At 70.7% G+C, this 18,276-nt stretch carries 16 protein-coding genes; 6 read left to right on the top strand and 10 right to left on the bottom strand.

Features of this window, described 5'->3' with window-relative positions:
- Positions 1-121 precede the first annotated feature (121 nt).
- The gene (locus tag ACWDU4_RS23210) at positions 122-598 is read left to right on the top strand and encodes a hypothetical protein (RefSeq protein WP_450116287.1); all 477 of its coding nucleotides are present in this window, start codon (positions 122-124) and stop codon (positions 596-598) included.
- On the opposite strand, the gene ACWDU4_RS23205 is transcribed toward ACWDU4_RS23210, so the two are convergent.
- Positions 595-1,344, bottom strand: coding sequence for a maleylpyruvate isomerase N-terminal domain-containing protein (locus tag ACWDU4_RS23205; protein WP_450116286.1), 750 nt, complete (start codon positions 1,342-1,344; stop codon positions 595-597). The two genes, ACWDU4_RS23210 and ACWDU4_RS23205, sit on opposite strands and share 4 nt — an antisense overlap.
- Entirely contained in the window at positions 1,341-1,961 is a 621-nt protein-coding gene (locus tag ACWDU4_RS23200) for an alpha/beta hydrolase (protein ID WP_450116285.1), read from the bottom strand. The genes ACWDU4_RS23205 and ACWDU4_RS23200 overlap by 4 nt, the downstream gene beginning before the upstream one ends.
- A gap of 101 nt (positions 1,962-2,062) precedes the next feature.
- On the opposite strand from ACWDU4_RS23200, the gene ACWDU4_RS23195 reads away from it, so the two are divergent.
- The gene (locus ACWDU4_RS23195) at positions 2,063-5,545 is read left to right on the top strand and encodes a TM0106 family RecB-like putative nuclease (protein WP_450116284.1); all 3,483 of its coding nucleotides are present in this window, start codon (positions 2,063-2,065) and stop codon (positions 5,543-5,545) included.
- A 66-nt stretch (positions 5,546-5,611) separates the two neighbouring features.
- Here the strand turns inward: ACWDU4_RS23195 and ACWDU4_RS23190 are convergent, their stop codons facing one another.
- Together ACWDU4_RS23190 and ACWDU4_RS23185 are read right to left on the bottom strand one after the other, a co-directional pair.
- Positions 5,612-6,799: an amino acid deaminase/aldolase gene (locus ACWDU4_RS23190; RefSeq protein WP_450116289.1), complete on the bottom strand. Its 1,188-nt coding sequence runs from the start codon at positions 6,797-6,799 to the stop codon at positions 5,612-5,614.
- A gap of 89 nt (positions 6,800-6,888) precedes the next feature.
- A complete protein-coding gene (locus ACWDU4_RS23185) occupies positions 6,889-7,530 on the bottom strand; it encodes a TetR/AcrR family transcriptional regulator (RefSeq protein ID WP_450116283.1) in 642 nt (213 codons plus the stop codon).
- A gap of 76 nt (positions 7,531-7,606) precedes the next feature.
- On the opposite strand from ACWDU4_RS23185, the gene ACWDU4_RS23180 reads away from it, so the two are divergent.
- Together ACWDU4_RS23180 and ACWDU4_RS23175 are read left to right on the top strand one after the other, a co-directional pair.
- Positions 7,607-8,920, top strand: coding sequence for a D-arabinono-1,4-lactone oxidase (locus ACWDU4_RS23180; protein WP_450116282.1), 1,314 nt, complete (start codon positions 7,607-7,609; stop codon positions 8,918-8,920).
- 28 nt (positions 8,921-8,948) lie between these two features.
- Complete coding sequence (locus ACWDU4_RS23175) at positions 8,949-10,268, top strand: amidase family protein (protein ID WP_450116281.1); 1,320 nt, start codon at positions 8,949-8,951, stop codon at positions 10,266-10,268.
- On the opposite strand, the gene ACWDU4_RS23170 is transcribed toward ACWDU4_RS23175, so the two are convergent.
- From ACWDU4_RS23170 to ACWDU4_RS23145, 6 genes are read right to left on the bottom strand one after another with little or no spacing between them, the layout of a single operon-like run.
- Complete coding sequence (locus ACWDU4_RS23170) at positions 10,258-11,223, bottom strand: adenosine deaminase (protein WP_450116280.1); 966 nt, start codon at positions 11,221-11,223, stop codon at positions 10,258-10,260. The two genes, ACWDU4_RS23175 and ACWDU4_RS23170, sit on opposite strands and share 11 nt — an antisense overlap.
- Positions 11,224-11,273: 50 nt before the next feature.
- The gene (locus ACWDU4_RS23165; RefSeq protein WP_450116279.1) at positions 11,274-12,641 is read right to left on the bottom strand and encodes a DUF1254 domain-containing protein; all 1,368 of its coding nucleotides are present in this window, start codon (positions 12,639-12,641) and stop codon (positions 11,274-11,276) included.
- Between the two features lie 3 nt (positions 12,642-12,644).
- A complete protein-coding gene (locus tag ACWDU4_RS23160; RefSeq protein WP_450116278.1) occupies positions 12,645-13,406 on the bottom strand; it encodes a crotonase/enoyl-CoA hydratase family protein in 762 nt (253 codons plus the stop codon).
- A 55-nt stretch (positions 13,407-13,461) separates the two neighbouring features.
- Positions 13,462-14,259: an enoyl-CoA hydratase/isomerase family protein gene (locus tag ACWDU4_RS23155; protein ID WP_450116277.1), complete on the bottom strand. Its 798-nt coding sequence runs from the start codon at positions 14,257-14,259 to the stop codon at positions 13,462-13,464.
- A 4-nt stretch (positions 14,260-14,263) separates the two neighbouring features.
- Positions 14,264-15,817 (bottom strand): MFS transporter, encoded by a 1,554-nt coding sequence (locus ACWDU4_RS23150; protein WP_450116276.1) that lies wholly within the window; start codon positions 15,815-15,817, stop codon positions 14,264-14,266.
- Positions 15,757-16,356: a PadR family transcriptional regulator gene (locus ACWDU4_RS23145; protein WP_450116288.1), complete on the bottom strand. Its 600-nt coding sequence runs from the start codon at positions 16,354-16,356 to the stop codon at positions 15,757-15,759. The genes ACWDU4_RS23150 and ACWDU4_RS23145 overlap by 61 nt, the downstream gene beginning before the upstream one ends.
- Positions 16,357-16,461: 105 nt before the next feature.
- Between ACWDU4_RS23145 and ACWDU4_RS23140 the strand changes: the two genes are divergently transcribed.
- On the top strand, positions 16,462-17,151 hold the full coding sequence (locus ACWDU4_RS23140; protein WP_450116275.1) for a GNAT family N-acetyltransferase: 690 nt from the start codon (positions 16,462-16,464) through the stop codon (positions 17,149-17,151).
- Positions 17,152-17,188: 37 nt separating this feature from the next.
- Positions 17,189-18,214: a glutathione S-transferase family protein gene (locus ACWDU4_RS23135; RefSeq protein ID WP_450116274.1), complete on the top strand. Its 1,026-nt coding sequence runs from the start codon at positions 17,189-17,191 to the stop codon at positions 18,212-18,214.
- Positions 18,215-18,276: the final 62 nt, after the last annotated feature.

Raw genomic sequence — 18,276 nt, 5'->3', positions numbered from 1 at the left:
TTACCCTCGTGTCCAGCTTTGGTTTTTTAATCCCCTCCCCGCCCCCAACACCGCAATCACGGCCGCGCGGGGGGGCCCCCCCCCGCGGGCCCCCCCGCGGCCGTCGGCCACAATGGCAGCCATGCCGACGAGTGAGCACCCCGACCCGCAGGACGGCCGACCATCCGGATTCGGGGACGCCTTTCCCAAGCTGCTGCTGGTGAACCCGAAGGTGGCCTCGGAGCCGCGCCTGCTGCGCGCGCTGCACCTGGCCGGGATCGCCGCCCGGCCCACCCACCGCCCCGGCGAAGACCCGAGGCTGTTCGGCGCCCGCGTCGTCGACGACCCCGGCCCCGGATGGGACGAACTGCGGCCCTGGGTCCGCGCGGTCGTCGCGTTCGGCGCGGACGCCTGGACCTCGACGCTGGGGGTGCTGTCGCTCGACGGGCCCGAGTTCGGTCACGGCGTCTCCGTGTCAGGCGACGGCGACAAACCCGTCACGGTGCTCGGATGCCTCGCCCTCGACGACCCCGCTCTCACCGACGCGACGCTCGCCGAGAGCCTGGCCACGGCGCAGGGTCTCGCCGGTCTGGCCTGGGGATGCGGGGGGAAGATCTAGATCCGCGCCGCGTCCACCATCCGGTGCGCGACGTCGACGTCGCCGAACATCTCCAGCGCGGCGAGCGGCCGGCGACGCCACACGGTCAGCAGCAGTTCCTCCGCGGTGCCGCGGACCGCGACGTCGCCCTTCGCATGTCCGGCCTCGACCCGCACCCCGTCGGGGGTGAACGTCAGCAGCCACTCGGCGTCCGGGGTGTCTGTGCCGTGCAGGTGAACCGTCTTGCCCTGCAACGCCTCCGGCATCTCGGAAAGGGCACGCGGAAGCATCAGCCGCGCCCATTCGTCGACACCGTCCGCGGCACCGTGCGCGGCGACGGCCTCGGGAGCCCGGCCACCGGCGGCGTGCACCGCGTCGGCGGCGTCCACCCTGTGCACCGCGACCTCGTGCGCCTGTCGCCGCGCCCAGAACCGGACGGTGCCGGGGCCGGTGAACGTCGGTGCGGGGCGGTCGAAGTCGTGCGCGGACAGCTCCGCGAGCAGCGCGTCGAGGGATTCGCGGTAGGCGGGCAGACAGTCGGCGCCGTGCGGCAGCGACTCGGGTTCGGCGCCGGATTCGAATGTGGCGTCCGGGCCGGCGGCCAGGGTCGCGGTCACCCATCGATGGACCCGGCCGGTGTGCCGGATCACCCGCTCCAGTGTCCACCCCGGAACCGTCGGGACCGGGGCACCCAGCGCGTCGGTCGGCATCGAGGCCAGCCGCAGCCCCTCGATCCGCAGCAAGTCGAGGTGTTCGTCGGGAGTCATGACCGCACGCTATCCCGGATGAACACCGCGACGTCGGAGGTCACGCGGCGGTGCACCGGTTCGTGCAGCAGGTCGTGACCGGCATCCTCGTACTCGCGCAGGTCCGCGCCGGGCACACCCGCCGTCCAGGTCCGGGCGCCGTCGATCGGGGCGAGCCTGTCGTCGACGCCGTGCACCACCAGGATCGGCACCCGCACCGCCGCGGCCGCGCCGGGGTCGGCGGCGGCGGATCGCGGCAGCCCGCACAGCACCACCGCCGCGAACCGGGTCGGCGCTTGCGCGAGGGCCGCGATGGTGGCGCCGGCGCCCAACGAGTGCCCCATCACCGCCAGCGGCAGGCCCGGCCGCTCGCCGGCGGCGAGGTCGGCCAGGACCAGCAGGTTCGCACCGAGATCCGCTACCGGACCGGGCTGCCCGAACTCGCCCTCGCTGAGGCCGTGGCCGACGTGATCGAGCGCCCACATCTCGATTCCCTCCGCACCGAGCGCCCGGGCGAAGCGATGGTAGTGGCCGCTGTGCTGTCCCATCCCGTGCGCGAACACCAGTCCGGCGACCGGGTCGGCGCACGGCCAGTGGCGGTAGTGGATCTGCCCGGAAACTCCAGCGAAGAACGGCACGGATCGATTATCCCGGCCGCATACGTTCCGACGAGAGCGGCCCGGGCCCCTCCCGGTGCGTGCCCGGCGCCGTGTCGGCGGTCTCTGCCATAGTCGGACCCGTGTTCCTCCTCGACGACGTGATCGTGCACAGCGCCAGCGACCTGTCGCAGGCCGCGGACTGCGAGTACACGCTGCTGCGGCGGCTCGACCGCAAGCTCGGACGTACCGAGGCGGTGACACCCGAGACGCCCGACCCGATGCTGACCCGCACGTCCGCTCTCGGCGACGCCCACGAGCAGCGGCGGCTCGGCGGATTCCGCGAGCAGTTCGGCGACGGCGTCGTCACCATCGACCACACCCGCATCGACTTCGAGGAGTTGACGCGAGCGAGCAAGGCGACGGTCGCCGCAGCCCGGGCCGGTGCCGACGTGATCTACCAGGGCACCTTCTTCGACGGACAGTTCCTCGGATTCTGCGACTTCCTGGTCCGTGGGGACGAGGGCTACCGGGTCGTGGACACCAAGCTCTCCCGGCACACCCGGGTGCCCGCGCTGCTGCAACTGGCGGCGTACGCCGACGCACTGGCCGCCGCCGGCGTCCCGACCGCGCCGACGGCGAGCCTGATCCTCGGCGACGACAGCACCATGACGTATCCACTCGGCGACATCATGCCGGTGTTCCGGCGGCGTCGCGACGCGCTGGTGCAACTGCTCGACGATCACCTGCGCAGTGGTGCGCCGGCATCCTGGGCGGAGGTTCGCAGCTGTGGACGCTGCGAGGACTGCACTCCCGAGGTCGAGCGCAGCCGCGACCTGATACTCGTCGCCGGCATGCGATCCACACAGCGGGACAAGCTGATTCGCGGCGGGATCACCACCGTCGAGTCTCTCGCCACGGCCGATCGGCCCGTCGACGGCATGAGCGCACGCACCTTCGAGTCGCTGCGCGGCCAGGCCGCCGCGCAGGTCCGCCAGGAACACAGCGGCACACCGGTGTTCGAGGTGATCGACGGCGGCACGGCCCTCGCCGGGATCCCCACCCCGGATCCGGGGGACATCTTCTTCGACTTCGAGGGCGATCCGCTGTGGGCGGAGGGCGGGTCGTCGGACTGGGGCCTGGAGTACCTGTTCGGTGTGATGGAGTCCGACGGCACCTTCCGGCCGTTCTGGGCGCACGACCGCACCGAGGAGCGCCAGGCACTGCTCGACTTTCTCGACTACGTGACCGAGCGCCGGAAACGCTTCCCGCACATGCACGTCTACCACTACGCGGCCTACGAGAAGACCGCGTTGCTGCGGCTCGCCGGGCGCTACGGTGTCGGCGAGGAGAGCGTGGACGCGCTGCTGCGCGAGAACGTCCTGGTGGACCTGTACCCGATCGTGCGGGGCGCGGTCCGGGTCGGCGCGCCGTCGTATTCGATCAAGAAGCTCGAGCCGCTGTACATGGACGAGCAGTCCCGCGAGGGCGACGTCACCAACGCCGCGGCGTCGGTCGTCGCCTACGCGGACTATTGCGCCCTGCTCGACGGCGGCCGCGACGCCGAGGCGGCGGAACTGCTGCGGGGCATCGCCGACTACAACGAGTACGACTGTCTGTCCACGCTGCGGCTGCGGGACTGGCTGCTCGGACTGGCGGCCGATCGCGATGTGCATCCGCACCCCGTGCAGCAGACGGTGGCCACGGAGATCGAGCAACCGAACCCGACCGAACTCGCACTGCGCGACTACGTCGGTGACGTGCTGGCAGGCAGGCGATCCGCCGACCAGCAGGCGGCTGCGCTGATGGCGGCCGCGGTCGGCTACCACCGGCGGGAGCGGAAACCCTTCTGGTGGGCGCACTTCGCCCGGTTGACCGCACCGACCGACGAGTGGGCCGACAACGCGGACGTGTTCGTCGCCGAGTCGGCGACCGTCACCGAGGACTGGCACAAGAGCAGCCCCCGGCAGCGCAAGCTGCGCCGGCGGGTGCGGCTCGTCGGCGCCTGGGGATCCGGATCCACCACCCGGGTCGGCGGCAAGCCGTTCGCGCTGTACGACGCGGCGACCGGGATCGGCTCCTCCGACGCGGCGGCGCGCGGCACCGTCGACGTGACGGTGGTCGAGATCGACGCGGAGACCGGGCTCGACGGCAAGCGCCGCGACGTGGTGGTCGTCGAGGAACTGCAGGGCAGCGAGCCCCACGACAGCGTGCCGATGGCGCTCGCGCCGGGGCGTCCGGTCCCGACGCAGCGCATCGAGGCCGCGATCGCCGAGCAGGCCGCATCGACCGCCGCGGCTCTGCCCACGCTGCCGGGGACCGCGGCGGTGGACATCCTTCGCCGGATCCCCCCGCGCACCCGCTCGGGCGCCCCGCTACCGGTCGCCGACCCGGATCACCGGGCACCGGCGATCGTGGCCGCGCTCCTCGACCTCGACGACTCCTACCTGGCGGTACAGGGGCCGCCGGGCACCGGCAAGACACACACCGGGGCCGGCGTGGTCGCGGAGCTGGTGACCCGGCACGGCTGGCGGATCGGTGTCGTCGCGCAGTCGCATTCGGTGGTCGAGAACATGCTCGACGCGGTGGTGCGCTCCGGCGTTCCGGGCGAGCGGGTGGCGAAGAAGCCGGGCTCGGGTCTGACCGCGGATCCGCAGTGGTCCAAGCTCGACCCGTCCGGCTTTCCCGCCTTCCTCGCCGAGCACGAGGGTGACGGCTGCGTGATCGGTGGCACCGCATGGGATTTCGCGCATGCCGACCGGGTGCCACCGGGCAGCCTGGACCTGCTGGTCGTCGACGAGGCCGGTCAGTTCGCACTGGCGAACACCGTCGCGGTCGGGATCTCGGCGCGCAACCTGCTGCTGCTCGGCGATCCGCAGCAACTGCCTCAGGTCAGCCAGGGCATCCATCCCGAGCCGGTGGATACCTCGGCCCTCGGCTGGCTGGCCGACGGGGCGGGTGCACTGCCGCCGGAACTCGGCTACTTCCTCGACGTCACCTGGCGGATGCATCCGAAGGTGTGCGCGTCGGTGTCGGACCTGTCCTACGACGGAAGGCTGCATGCAAAGGAGTCGGTGACCACCGGCCGGAACCTGGCGGGTGTCGCACCGGGCGTCGGCGCGCTGCTCGTGAACCACGTCGGACGGTCGACGTCGTCCGAGGAGGAGGCCGCGGCCATCACCGCCGCGGCCGTCGCGCTGATCGGCACGCCGTGGACCGCGGCAACAGGAGAGGTGCCGCGCCCGCTCGACCAGTCCGACATTCTCGTCGTCGCGCCCTACAACGCGCAGGTGTCGCTGATCCGCACCCACCTCGCCGAGGCCGGTCTGGACGAGGTCCTGGTCGGGACGGTCGACAAGTTCCAGGGCCGGGAGGCCGCGGTGGTGTTCGTGTCGATGACCGCCTCGTCGGCGGCGGACGTGCCCCGCGGCATGGGATTCCTGCTGTCCCGGAACCGGTTGAACGTGGCCATCTCCCGCGGCAAGTGGCACGCGGTGATCGTCCGCTCCCCCGCGCTGACGGACTACCTGCCGACGACACCCGCCGGACTGACCGAGCTGGGCGCGTTCCTGCGCAGCCACCCGAACATCGACCGTGACGACGAGGCAGGACGATCGCATGCGTGACGAACCGCGCGCGCGTGGGTCGCGGGCTGAGTTCCGCACCCGTCGAGCGTCGACACCCGAACGGGCTCAGCCGAAGCACTGTCCTTCGCCGCGGTAGGTGGGCACGGTGGCGACGGTGCCGTCGGCGTCGACGAGGTGCACGTCGGTGAAGCGCTCGCACAGCTCGCCGGCCTTCGCGTGCCGGAACCAGACCCGGTCGCCGATCCGCAGCGCACTGGCCGCGAGCCCGGTCACCGGGGTCTGCACCTCTCCGGCGCCCTCGTTGCGCAGCAGCTTCAACCCGGCCGGCCACACCGGCGTCGGCACACGCGACGCGCCTGCCGGGCCGGAGGCGATGTAGCCGCCGGAGAAGAGTGTCGCGATCTTCGGGGTGGGTCTGCGGACCGCCGCCAGCGCGAAGAACATCGCCGGACGCGGCGTGAACGCGCGGTACCTGTCGAACAGGGTCGGCACGAACAGTCCCGACCCGGCGGTGACCTCGGTGACCGCGGGGTCGGCGGAGCTGATCTCGAGCGAACCGGTGCCGCCACTGTTGACGATCTCGAGCCGGCCCACGACCGCGGTGATCGCGTCCACGACCGCACCGCGGCGTGTCGCCAGTTCCGCGGCGGACGCCTTCTTCACCAGCCGCACGGCGGCGCTGGCGTCCGGCAGGCCTGCGATCTGCGCCTCGTAGAACATCACGCCCACCACCGCGAAACCGCGGTCGGCGGCGGCACGGGACAGGCGCGCGGCCTCGTCGGGGGTCCGCAGCGGCGAACGCCGCACCCCGAGGTGGACGGGCCCGATCCGCAGCGAGGCGTCCACATCCAGGCACAGCCGGGCCCGCGTGGCGCCTGCGGCCGCGATCACGTCGAGATGGTCGACGCTGTCGACCATCAACGTGATCGAGTCGCGGAGCAGTGGGTCGGAGCCGAGTTCGGCCAGCGCGGCGCGGTCCACGGTCGGGTACCCCATCAGCACGTCGCGGGCCCCGGCCCGGACCAGCCAGATCGCCTCCCGCAGCGAGTAGGACATGATGCCGCGAAATCCGCCGCTCTCCGTCAGGCCCGCGCCCAGCGCCCGCTCCAGCACGGCACGGGCACGCACGGACTTGCTCGCCACCCGGATGGGGGTTCCGGATGCGCGGCGCACCAGGTCGGCGGCGTTGGCGTCGAGTGCGGTGACATCCACCGCGGCGAACGGCGGATCGAACGGGCGGGTCGCCGCGTCGAGGCGGGCGACGGTCGCGTCAAGCGTTCCGGTGGATGCCATGGCGGGTCGATCGGTGGTCGCGGTCACGGATCCAGTCAACCACCACAGTTGGACAACTGTCCATGTTTCGGCCCGTTCGCCCGCGGCCGTCAGACCTCGACGGCCTTGCGGGTCACCATCTGCACGAGGTCGTCGAGCTCGGCGATCACGGCGTCGCCGTCGCGGTCCACCAGCCACCGCAGCACGATGCCGTCGATGACGGCGAGAGCGAACCTCGCGAGATCCGGAACGGGCTCGGTCCAGCGCGTGCCGGTGTGCGCGGCGGAGGTCTCCAGGAACTCGATCGCCTCGGCGTCCATGGTCGCGTACTGATTGGATGCGATGGCCCCGGCCAGCTCGGCCCCGGCGGCCTGCTGACGCAGCCCGTAGGCGGTGATCTCATAGGTGAGCAGCTGCCGATCGGGGGTGGCCTCGATGATGGGCCACATCGCGGACAGGCCGCTGTGCAGGAGCTCCTTCAGGCCACGCACCCCGGTCTGGGCATCCTCCGCGCGCGCCTGCCCGAATGCGTACCGCAGGGCCTGGCTCAGCTGCAGAACCAGTGCCTCCCCCATCGCCGCGACGAGCGCCTCCTTGCTCTCGAAGCAGTAGTGGACGACCCCGAGGGACACCCCCGCATCCTCGGCGACGGCGCGGATCGTGACGGAGCTGACGCCGCCTCGTTCCGCGATCCCCATCGCCGATTCCACGAGTTGTGCACGTCGTTCGTCCGCAGGAAGCCGATTCAGCATCTGACGATCCTAAAACGTCCGAAGTACTTCGCGTACGAAGGTTGACCTGGACGGATGTCCAGGTAATAGTGGTGCAATGCACTCACAGACGTGGCACAACTGGGCGCACAGCGCCGGTGCCAACCCCCGGCGGTTCGCCACCCCCAGGTCCGTGGCCGAGCTGAGTTCCGAGATCGCGCGGGCGGCCACCGAAGGACTGCACGTCAAATGCGTCGGCGCCGGACATTCCTTCACCCCGGTCGCGGTGACCGACGGTGTGATGATCAGCCTCGACAATCTGCGCGGCGTCGAGTCCGTGGTGCCGGTCGGGGAGTCCGGCGCCCTGGTGACCGTTCTCGCCGGCACGCGACTTCGTGAACTGAATCCCAGACTGTGGGATCTCGGTCTTGCGATGATCAACCTCGGCGACATCGACGCGCAGTCCGTCGCCGGTGCGATCTCCACCGGCACCCACGGCACCGGCGCCCAATTCGGCGGCATCGCGACCCAGATCCGCGCCATGCAGCTGGTGCTGGCGGACGGTGCGATCGTCGACTGCTCCGCCGAAGAGAACGCCGAACTCTTCCACGCCGCACGGCTCGGCCTCGGCGCGGTCGGCGTCATCGCGAAGCTGACGCTGCAGTGCGCCAACGCCTACATGATGCGGGCGGTCGAGGCCCCTGCCCGGTTCAGCGAGACGATGGCGAACCTCGACGAGCACGTCCACGGCACCGACCACTTCGAGTTCTACTGGTTCCCGCACACCGACCGGGTGCTGACCAAGCACAACACCCGGCTCCCGCTCGACACCCCGGCCCAGCCGGTCAGCGCGATCCGCGGCTACATCGACGACGAACTGCTCTCCAACACCCTGTTCGAAGGGGTGAACAGGGTCGCCGCCCGATTCCCCACGGCCATCCCGACGATCAACAACGTGACCGCCCGGGCCCTGAGCGCCCGCGAGTACGTCGACCGCAGCTACAAGGTGTTCGCCTCGTCGCGTCGCGTGAAGTTCCGGGAGATGGAGTACGCCGTCCCTGCCGAGGCGCTGCCCGAGACGCTGCGGGAGATCGACCGCTGGATCACGGGCTCCGACTTCACCGTCGCCTTCCCGGTCGAGGTGCGGTTCGCCGCCGCCGACGACATCTGGCTCTCCACCGCCACGGGCCGGGACACCGCGTACGTGGCCGTGCACCAGTACCACCGCCGCGACCATCGCGAGTACTTCGACGCGGTCGAGTCGATCGCGAAGGCCGTCGACGGGCGCCCGCACTGGGGCAAGATGCACTCGCGCACCGCCGAGGACCTGCGTCCCACCTACGCCCACTTCGACGAGTTCCGCTCGGCTCGCGACAAGTACGACCCGGAACGAATCTTCGACAACGCCTACCTGCAGCAGGTCCTCGGTTAGCCCGGTTCGCTGGATTAGCGTCGGGGGCATGGCCCTCAGTCGTCGCTCGCTGTTGACCGCCGGCACATTCGCCGGTGCCGCACTGCTCGCCGGTTGCGGCGGCGGCACCACCGAACCGGAGGTTCCGCCACTGCCCGGCGGCGGGACGACCGCAGGCACCACACCCGCGGACCGCGCCGTCTGGCGGGTGTCCGGCGAACCGCTGGTCACCCCCACCGGACAGGGTGGGCTCGACGGCCGGGCGGTGGCGGTCTCGGACCTGTTCGCGATCGCCGGTCAGCAGATCGGCGCCGGAAACCCGCGGTGGCTCGCACAGGCGGCGCCGCAGTCGTCGACGGCCGCGGCGGTGACGTCGCTGCTCGGCGCGGGCGCGTCCATCGCGGGGCTGACCCAGACCGACGACCTCGGCTACGGGCACTCCGGGATCAACGATCACTACGGGACACCTCCGAATCCGGCTGCCGACCAGCAGCTTCCGGGCGGATCGAGTTCGGGGGCCGCGACCGCGGTGTCTGCTGGTGACGCCGCGGTCGGGCTCGGTTCCGACACCGGTGGATCGGTCCGCATTCCGGCGGCCTGGCAGGGATTGTTCGCGTTCACGCCGACCCGTGGCGTCGTCCCGACCGGCGGGATGCTGCCACTGAGCCCGACACTCGACACCGTCGGATGGCTGGCCGGCGACGTCGCGACCCTCGCCTCGGCGGTCACGGCGTCCGTTCCTGCGGGGGCCGACCGGCCACTCGAGCGGGCGGTCACCTCGCCCGGCGTCAACGCGATCGCCTCCGCGGACGTGCTCGCGGCGATGACCACCGCGCTCGCCGGCTGGAAGGGCGGCGGCCTGCCGGCCCTGACCGAACAGGATCTCGACATCGGCGCACTGCCGGACTGGTACGACGCGGTCACCACCGTGATCGGCTACGAGGCGTGGAAGCAGTTCGGGGCCTTCGTCACCGAGGCGCCGTCCGCACTGAGCGGTGAGCCGCGGGACAACTTCACCGCCGCCGGGACGATCACCGAGTCGGCATACACTCGCGCCCGCGCGACCCTCGACGAGGCCGCGGTCGCGGTCACCGCCTACCTCGCCGACCGCGTCCTGGTTCTGCCGACCACCGCCACGACCGCGCCGGCGCGGACCGGCGGCACCGCGTCGGACGCCTACCGCAACGCGATGCGCTCGACCGGGATGCTCACCGCGATCGCGACCGTGGCGGGCCTACCGACCGCCACCCTGCCGGTGAAATCCACGGCGCCCGCACCCGTCGGCCTGTGCCTGGTCGCACCCGCCGGACGCGACCGGGACCTGCTGGACGTGGCCCGCCGGCTGCAGGGGTCCGGGCTCATCCGTTGAGCAACTCCGCCTTCCGCTCGGCGGTCGCGAAGGACGCCGCGATCGAGTTGCGCGCCAACTGCTCCCGCTCCTCGTCCGTCAGGCCCACCTCGGCGTGCAACCGGGTGAGATTGTCGTCCACGTAGCCGCCGAAGTAGGCGGGGTCGTCGGAGTTGACGGTGACGTGCAGGCCGCGCGCGAGCATGGCGCGGATCGGGTGGTCGGCGAGCCGGTCGATCACCCGCAGCCGCACATTCGACAGCGGGCACAGGGTCAGCGGAACCCGTTCGCGGACAAGACGCTCCACGAGATCGTCGTCCTCCAGGCAGCGGATGCCGTGGTCGATGCGTTCGACGCCGAGCAGGTCGAGCGCCTGCCGGATGTAGTCGGGCGGCCCCTCCTCCCCCGCGTGCGCGACGACGTGCAACCCGGCCGCGCGGGCCCTTGCGAACACGTCGGTGAACAGGGAGGGCGGATACCCGACCTCCGCGGAATCCAGCCCGACACCGAGCAGCGGCGCGCCACTGGCGAGCAGGTCGGTGAGCAGGGCGTCGGCCTCCGGAACGGGCCGGTCTCTGAGGATTCCCGCGATGAGCCCACTGCTGACCCCGAACTCCGCTTCGCTGCCGGCCATCGCCTCCCCCAGCCCGTCGAGCACGTCGCGCAGCGGGACGCCGCGGCCGGTGTGCGCCTGTGGGTTGAAGAAGATCTCCGCGTGCCGCACCCCCGCGGCGGCGGCCCGCGCAAAGTAGGCGCGGGCCAGGTCGGCGAAGTCCTGCGCTGTCCTCAGTACCGCCATGTTCGCGAAGTAGAGGTCGAGGAACGACTGTAGGTCGGTGAACTCGTACCGGGACCGCAGGTCGTCGAGATCGGCGTAGGGCAACTCGACCCGATTACGCTGCGCCAGTTCGAAGATCAGTTCGGGTTCGAGCGAACCCTCGATGTGCATGTGCAGTTCGGCCAGCGGGGTGGTCATCGCGGTGCCTCCGTCGTGTCGGGATGCTCGGGCCGTGCCAGGGTCTCGGGTTACTCGGGTTGCGCGGGGGGCGGAGTCCACGACGGCTCCGCGGGGAGGTAGGTGCGCAGCATCAGCACGAACTCGCCGTCGGGTGCCGGCAGCCAGTTCGCGGTCCCGGACGGCGGCGGCGACGCCGACACCCACACGTCGAGGGACCCGTCGGCGCCGCGGACCAGACCGGGTGTGCGGTCACCGATCGCGTACCGGCCCATGTCGTTCGGCACCACGAACATGTCCGGCCCGTACAGGGTGATCGACCAGAACCCGCGCGGGTCCACCGGAGGCAGGTCGGCGGCGGCGAAATGCAGCCGGTAACCGGTGTGCCCGCGGAGCGGCTGTCCGTCGGCGCTCGTCCGCGTGACGTGGTAGATCGACTCCTCCGGCACGTTGGCGCCGAGGCCGATCCTGGCGACGACCGCCCGGTGCAGGTAGTCGGTGCCGTAACGGCCCGCGTCGGCGAGGGTGCTCCACGCACCCGCACTCGTGTCGGCGCCGACGGCGAGGGCCGCGTCGATGCGTTGCCCGCCGAGCACGACGCCGGTCGCGAGCGCGGCGACGTCCTCCGGGTCACCGGCGCTCGGGGTGGATCCGGGTTCCACACCGAGCGTCGAGATACCCTCCAGTAGTGGGGCGTCCGCGGCGGGCGGCGGATTCGCAGCGAGGATCGCGGCGAGTTCGTCGAAGAAGGCGGCTCCCGAGCCTGCCATCGCTTGCGGCGCCGGGTTGTTGCCGCAGTCCGTCGGAGGTAGCGAAGGTGGGGCGGTGGCGGGTGCGGGTCCGGCCACCCGCATCACGTACCGCTTCTGTGAGTCCTGAGCCGCGGGCAGGTCCGATTCCGACTCGACCAGCGTGCGTCCGATCATCCAGGCGTCCCAGGTGGGCGACTCGATCACGCGCGCCGCATCGGGGGCGGTACCGGACCAGCCCGGCGGGACGATCAGGTGGGCACCGGGCGCCGAACCTGTCTCACGCGTCCCGACATTGGCGAAGACGTTGCTGTAGATGTCGAGGAACTGGAACCCGAAGTACCGTTCGCCCATCTCCGGGTGGCTCAGCAGCACCGGTCCGGCGCGCAGATCCAGCCAGGCGATCGAGTAGAGGGTGTCGACGTTCGGGGCGACGACGGTCCGGGAGTCGGGGCCGGACATCCGGGACTGGTTGTGGAGCTGGTTGACCGGCAGCAGACAGGTCATGTTCGCCCGCGTGCGGGCCAGCGCGACCGGCGCGTACCCGTAGACGAAACCGTCGGCGGCGGTCTCGGCACGCTCGTGGGCCTCCTGGTCGACCGGGTCCGCGGCCCCGCATCCGACGACCAAGGCGCCGAGCAACCCCACGGACAGCGTCGCCGCCACCCGACCGGCCGCCCGGCGCCGCACGCCCTACCGTCCCTTCCAGACCGGGGCGCGCTTCTCCGCGAACGCCTTCGAGCCCTCGATCGCGTCCTCGGAGACGAACACGGGTGCGATCAGCTCGAGCTGCCTGGCGAACGCCTCCGAGTCCGACCAGTCCCCGGACCTCACGACGACCTCCTTGGTCACCGCGACCGCCAGCGGTCCGTTGGCGGTGATCCGCTCGGCCAGCTCGAGAGCACCCTCGAGGGCTTTGCCTGGCTCGACGAGCCGGTTCACGAACCCGTAGTTGTGGGCCTCCTCCGCGGTGAACGAGTCGCCGGTCAGTGCCAGCTCCAGCGCCTTCTGGTACGGAATCCGTTTCTGCAACCGCAGCAGCCCGCCACCGGCGGCGACCAGGCCGCGCTTGACCTCCGGGATACCGAACTTCGCGTCACGGGACGCCACGACCAGGTCGGTGGCGAGCACCAGTTCGGTGCCGCCCGCGAGCGCGAAGCCCTCCACGGCGGCGATGATCGGCTTCCGCGGCGGCGCCTCGGTGAAGCCGAGCCCCTTGCCCGGGACGACGACGTTCTCGCCGGCGACGAAGGCCTTGAGATCCATGCCCGCGCAGAAGTTGCCGCCGGCACCGGTGACGACCGCGAGCGAGAGATCGTCGTCGGCGTCGAGCTCGTCGACCGCCGCGGCGAGCGCGTTGCTCACCGCGGCGTTGATCGCGTTGCGCGCCTCCGGACGATTGATCGTGATGACCATGATGCGGCCGTTGCGTTCGATCAGGACTTCGTTCGACATGGCACCCACTCTAAGCGCCGCACAGTGGCGTGGGTCACGTCGGAGCATCCGCTCGTCAGCGGCCGACGTAATGCGCCTTCCCCGGTCCCACGTCCAGGAAGCTGCGCACCGCGGTCTGCAGGTCGGCCGTGCCGAACAGTGCGCCCGACACCTCCGGCGTGATCGAATCTGCGTGCGCGACACCACCGGAACGCCATGCCTCGATGATCTTCTTCGTCGCCGCGTGCGCCCGGGTGGGACCGTCCGCCAGTCGCGCGGCCAGTGCCCGCGCCGCCGCCTCGACGTCGTCGCGCACCGCGTTGACCACACCCCAGGAGAGCATGGTCTCGGCGTCGTACAGGTCGCCCGTCATGACGAACTCCCTGGCCCGGCCCGATCCCGCGCGCTCGGCGAGCCGCTGCGGACCGCCCATCGACGGGGTCAGCCCGACCACCGTCTCAACGAGCCCGAACTTCGCCTTCGGCGCGGCGACGATGATGTCGCAGGCCAGGGCGATCTCGAACGCCGCGGTCAGCGTCAGCCCGTGGGCGGCGTACACGACGGGACAGGGCAGCGCCTCGATCTGGTGGATCACTTCGGCGAACAGCGTCCGCCACAGGACGGCGCCCTCGTCCTCGGTGAGCCCGTCGAACACGTGCACGTCCACACCGCCGGAGTTCACCTTGCCCTCCGCCCGCAGCAGCACCGCCCGCGGCGGGGTGGCGGCGAGCGCGTCCAGGTCCGCGGTGAGCGAGTCGAACATGGCCCGGTCGAACAGGTTCAGACCACCGTCGTCGAAGGTGAGGACTGCGACCTCCGCGCCGCCCTCGGTGTGGATGCGCTCGAGCCGGGTGGGCTTGTCGGGATCAGTCATGCGGTCAGCCTGCCATAGGCTCGCGACTCTCCGCGGCAGCCACGACGTCCGGCTGTCCACCTCCTCGCATCGGCCGTGAGAAGCACAGCGACGCAACGAAACCGACCAGCAGGACCGCGGCAGGCAGCAGCACGGACTGACTCATCGCCGAGCTGAATCCGTCCCTGATGAACTCCGGCATCGCGGTGGCCATGCCCTCGTGCGCGGTCCCCCCGGAGGGCACGCCGTTGGCGGCGAGACGGGAGGTGATCAGGGCTCCGATGCCCGCACTGCCGAGCACCGCGCCGACCTGCCGTGTGGTGTTGTAGACCCCGGACCCCGCCCCGGCCTGATGCTGCGGCAGGTTGCGGGTGGCGGTCGCGGCGAGCGGCGACCAGATGAACGCGTTGGCGACACCCATGAGCGCGATCGGCAGCAGCAGTTCCCAGATCGCGGTGTCGGGCTTCATCACCACGGACAGCCAGGTCAGCGAGATCGCGAGCATCAGGAATCCGGGTGCGGCGATGTAACGCGGGTGCACACGGTCGACCAGCTTGCCGACACCCGGCGCGAGTGCGCCGGCGAGCACCGCCATCGGCACCATCAGCAGCGCCGAACCCGTCGGCGAGAGTCCGCGTACGCCCTGTGCGTAGAACATCAGCGGCAGCACCATTGCGGTGATCGCGAAACCCATCGACGTGATCGCGATGTTGGCGAGCGAGTAGTTGCGGTCCCGGAACAGTTCGAGGGGAAGCAGGGGCTCGCCCTTGGTGCGGGACTGGTTCCAGACGAACACCCCGAGCAACACGATTCCGGCCGCGATCATCAGCCAGATCCGCGCCGACCAGTTGTAGGTGTTGCCCTCCTGCAGACCGAACACCAGGAAGAACATGCCCGCGGCACTGAGGATCACGCCGGGGATGTCGAACTTGTGCTGGTGCGTCTCGAGATCCGGGACGTACCGCATCGCGGCGAGGAAGGCGACGACGCCGACCGGCACGTTGACGAAGAAGATCCACTGCCAGCCGAGGCCGTCGACCAGCACACCGCCGGCCAGCGGACCGACCAGCGTGGCGACACCGGCGGTGGCCCCCCACAGACCCATCGCGGTACCGCGCTTGTCCGGCGGGAAGGTCCGGGTGATGACGGCCATCGTCTGCGGCGTCATCAGGGCCGCACCGAAGCCCTGGAAGACGCGCGCCACGATCAGCATCTCGATGCTGCCGGCCAGACCGCACCACAGCGATGCGGCGGTGAACAGGGTGAGCCCGAGCAGGTACAGCCGCTTGGGCCCGAAACGGTCCCCGAGGCGACCGGTGATCAGCAACGGCACCGCGTAGGCGAGCAGGTACGCACTGGTCACCCAGACGACGCTGTTGATGTCGGCACCGAGGTGGTCCATGATCGCCGGATTGGCGACCGCGACGATCGTGGAGTCGACGAGGATCATGAAGAAGCCCAGACACAGCGCCCACAGCGCCGGCCACGGCCTGGCCTCGGCCTGCTGGTTGGTTGCGGTCACGTTCTTTCCCCTGCCTGTTGCGCGAGTTGTGTCTTGATGATGTCGGGTGTGACCCATGGAAGTTCGCCGCTCTCGAGTTCGTCGACCGTGCGGCGCAGCCAGTCGATCTCGGCCCGGGTCACGGTGTGCAAGTAGTCGAGCTCGACCCAGAACGCCCGCGGCTTTGCCCGCCCGACGAGGACGGCGCGGTCGGCGTCGAGCCGATCGAGTTCCTGTTCGAGCAACCGGATGCGGCCGGTCAGCAGCCGGGCCACGGTGTCCGCGTCGAGGTTGTGCGCCTCGGCGAGCGCGAGCGGGAACCGCGGGTACTCGCGCACCGACTTCTCGAGCATCTCGGCGACCTGATCCTTCATCGCCGCCCGACCCGCATCGGTGATCGCGTAGGTGGTGCGTTCGGGCCGGTTGCCGTCACGTTCGGTTCCGACCGCGGTCACCAGGCGGTCGCGGTCCAGCCGCGCCACCGCGTGATAGAGCGAGCCCGGCCGCAGTTTCACGATGCGGTCGCCGCGTCTTTGCAGCAGCACCTGATACATCTCGTAGGGATGCATGTCCCGCTCGTTGAGCAGGGCCAGCACGGTGATCGCAAGCGGCGTCACGCTCAACTGCCGTCGCCTCCTCCACCCGAATAGTCCACACGGAATATACGGCGTGGACCATTGTGCGACAAGACCCGCACCCCCGGCGCCCGATAGCGTCGTGGGGTGGACTCGCACCAACTCGACATCGTCTCCCTCGCCTGGTCGCGGGAACTCGGCCTGCCGCACGACGCCCTCCGCCACGCCGGCACCCGCACAGTAGGCCCGGCCACCGACACTGTCCGGTTCGTCCGGCTCGGCACTGCCAGCGCGCTTGTCGGCCCGGACTGGCTGCTCGACCGTGCCGCCGACATCGACGACGAGGCCCTCTCGACCCGATCGACGCTGATGGAGTTGACCAAGGACCGCGGCGGCCGCTGCGTGGGGCCCCGGCTGCTCGCGTACGCCTCCGAGGTGAGCGACGAGATCGAAATCGAGAATCCGCTCATCTCGCACGTACTGCCCCATGTGCTGAGGTTGCAGTCGCTGTGCCCACCCGACGACGTCGAGGAGGCAGACCTGACACGCCGCCGCAACTGGTTCACGCTCCTCGACGAGGACGAGACCCCGCTCTCCGGAGCGGGATACGCGGAATGGCAGGGCATCGTCGCCCGGGTCGGGGTGTTGACGGTTCCCGGCGCCAGACTCCGCGGACACGGTGCGACGGTCGGCCGCCTGTGCACCAACGACGCGATGGACGAGGGCATGATCCCGCAATGGAGCAGCCATCCCGGGAACACCGCGTCCCGCAGGCTCGCCGCGCGGCTCGGCTACGAGGAACTCGGCAGCGTCACCGAGGTCGCGCTGCGCGCATGACCCCGCCACCGGGGCACTCCGCGTTACCGTTGGCTCCGTGACCGAAGAGAACAGCTCGAGCGGCCGCTACGTCGAGGCGGGCCGCGAATTCGTCCGCGACACCAGGTACATAGAGACCCGGATCACCGCAGACGGTCGTGACGGCTACCCGGTCGAGCCGGACCGCTACCGGCTGGTCGTGGCGCGAGCGTGCCCGTGGGCGAACCGGGCGATCATCGTCCGCCGCCTGCTCGGCCTCGAGGGCGTGCTGTCGATGGGCATGTGCGGACCCACCCACGACGAGCGCAGCTGGACCTTCGACCTCGACCCCGGCGGCGTCGACCCGGTGCTGAAGATCCCCCGCCTGCAGGACGCCTACCTCGCCCGCGACCCGCAGTACCCGCGCGGGATCACCGTCCCCGCGATCGTGGACGTCCCGACCGGACAGGTCGTCACGAACAACTACCCGCAGATCACCCTCGACCTGTCCACCGAATGGACGGCGTACCACCGCGACGGTGCCCCCGACCTGTACCCGGAGCCACTCCGCGACGAGATCGACGAGATCGCGGACCTGGTGTTCCGGGACGTCAACAACGGCGTGTACCGGTGCGGCTTCGCCGGATCACAGGAGGCGTACGACCGCGCCTACGACCGGCTGTTCGCGCGCCTGGACTGGTTGAGCGAACGCCTCGCCACCTGCCGGTTCCTGGTCGGCGACACCATCACCGAGGCGGACGTGCGACTGTTCACCACACTGGCCCGTTTCGACGCCGTGTACCACGGGCACTTCAAGTGCAACCGCAACAAGCTCGACGAGATGGACGTGCTGTGGGCATATGCACGAGACCTGTTCCAGACACCCGGATTCGGTGACACCGTCGACTTCACCCAGATCAAGCAGCACTACTACATCGTGCACACCGACATAAATCCGACGCAGATCGTCCCGAAGGGCCCGGACCTGTCGGGTTGGCTCACCCCGCACGGCCGGGAGGCCTTGGGCGGCAGGCCGTTCGGCGACGGCACTCCACCGCCGCCGCCGCAGCCGGCCGAGGTGGTTCCCGAGGGCCACTCGGCCTGATCCCCGGCCTGCGCTCGCGCTCCCACCCGACGCACCGAGTGTTCACCCGGTGTCCCATTTCC

It is taken from the genome of Rhodococcus sp. NPDC003348 (genome assembly GCF_053589375.1).
This window is presented reverse-complemented; position numbering and strand designations above follow the sequence as displayed.

Coding starts and splice junctions, on each gene's coding strand:
- ACWDU4_RS23205 (WP_450116286.1), bottom strand. CDS start 1,344: ATGACTCCCGACGAACACCTCGACTTGCTGCGGATCGAGGGGCTGCGG.
- ACWDU4_RS23155 (WP_450116277.1), bottom strand. CDS start 14,259: ATGACTGATCCCGACAAGCCCACCCGGCTCGAGCGCATCCACACCGAG.
- ACWDU4_RS23160 (WP_450116278.1), bottom strand. CDS start 13,406: ATGTCGAACGAAGTCCTGATCGAACGCAACGGCCGCATCATGGTCATC.
- ACWDU4_RS23210 (WP_450116287.1), top strand. CDS start 122: ATGCCGACGAGTGAGCACCCCGACCCGCAGGACGGCCGACCATCCGGA.
- ACWDU4_RS23175 (WP_450116281.1), top strand. CDS start 8,949: ATGGCCCTCAGTCGTCGCTCGCTGTTGACCGCCGGCACATTCGCCGGT.
- ACWDU4_RS23190 (WP_450116289.1), bottom strand. CDS start 6,799: ATGGCATCCACCGGAACGCTTGACGCGACCGTCGCCCGCCTCGACGCG.
- ACWDU4_RS23180 (WP_450116282.1), top strand. CDS start 7,607: ATGCACTCACAGACGTGGCACAACTGGGCGCACAGCGCCGGTGCCAAC.
- ACWDU4_RS23170 (WP_450116280.1), bottom strand. CDS start 11,223: ATGACCACCCCGCTGGCCGAACTGCACATGCACATCGAGGGTTCGCTC.
- ACWDU4_RS23150 (WP_450116276.1), bottom strand. CDS start 15,817: ATGGGTCACACCCGACATCATCAAGACACAACTCGCGCAACAGGCAGG.
- ACWDU4_RS23185 (WP_450116283.1), bottom strand. CDS start 7,530: ATGCTGAATCGGCTTCCTGCGGACGAACGACGTGCACAACTCGTGGAA.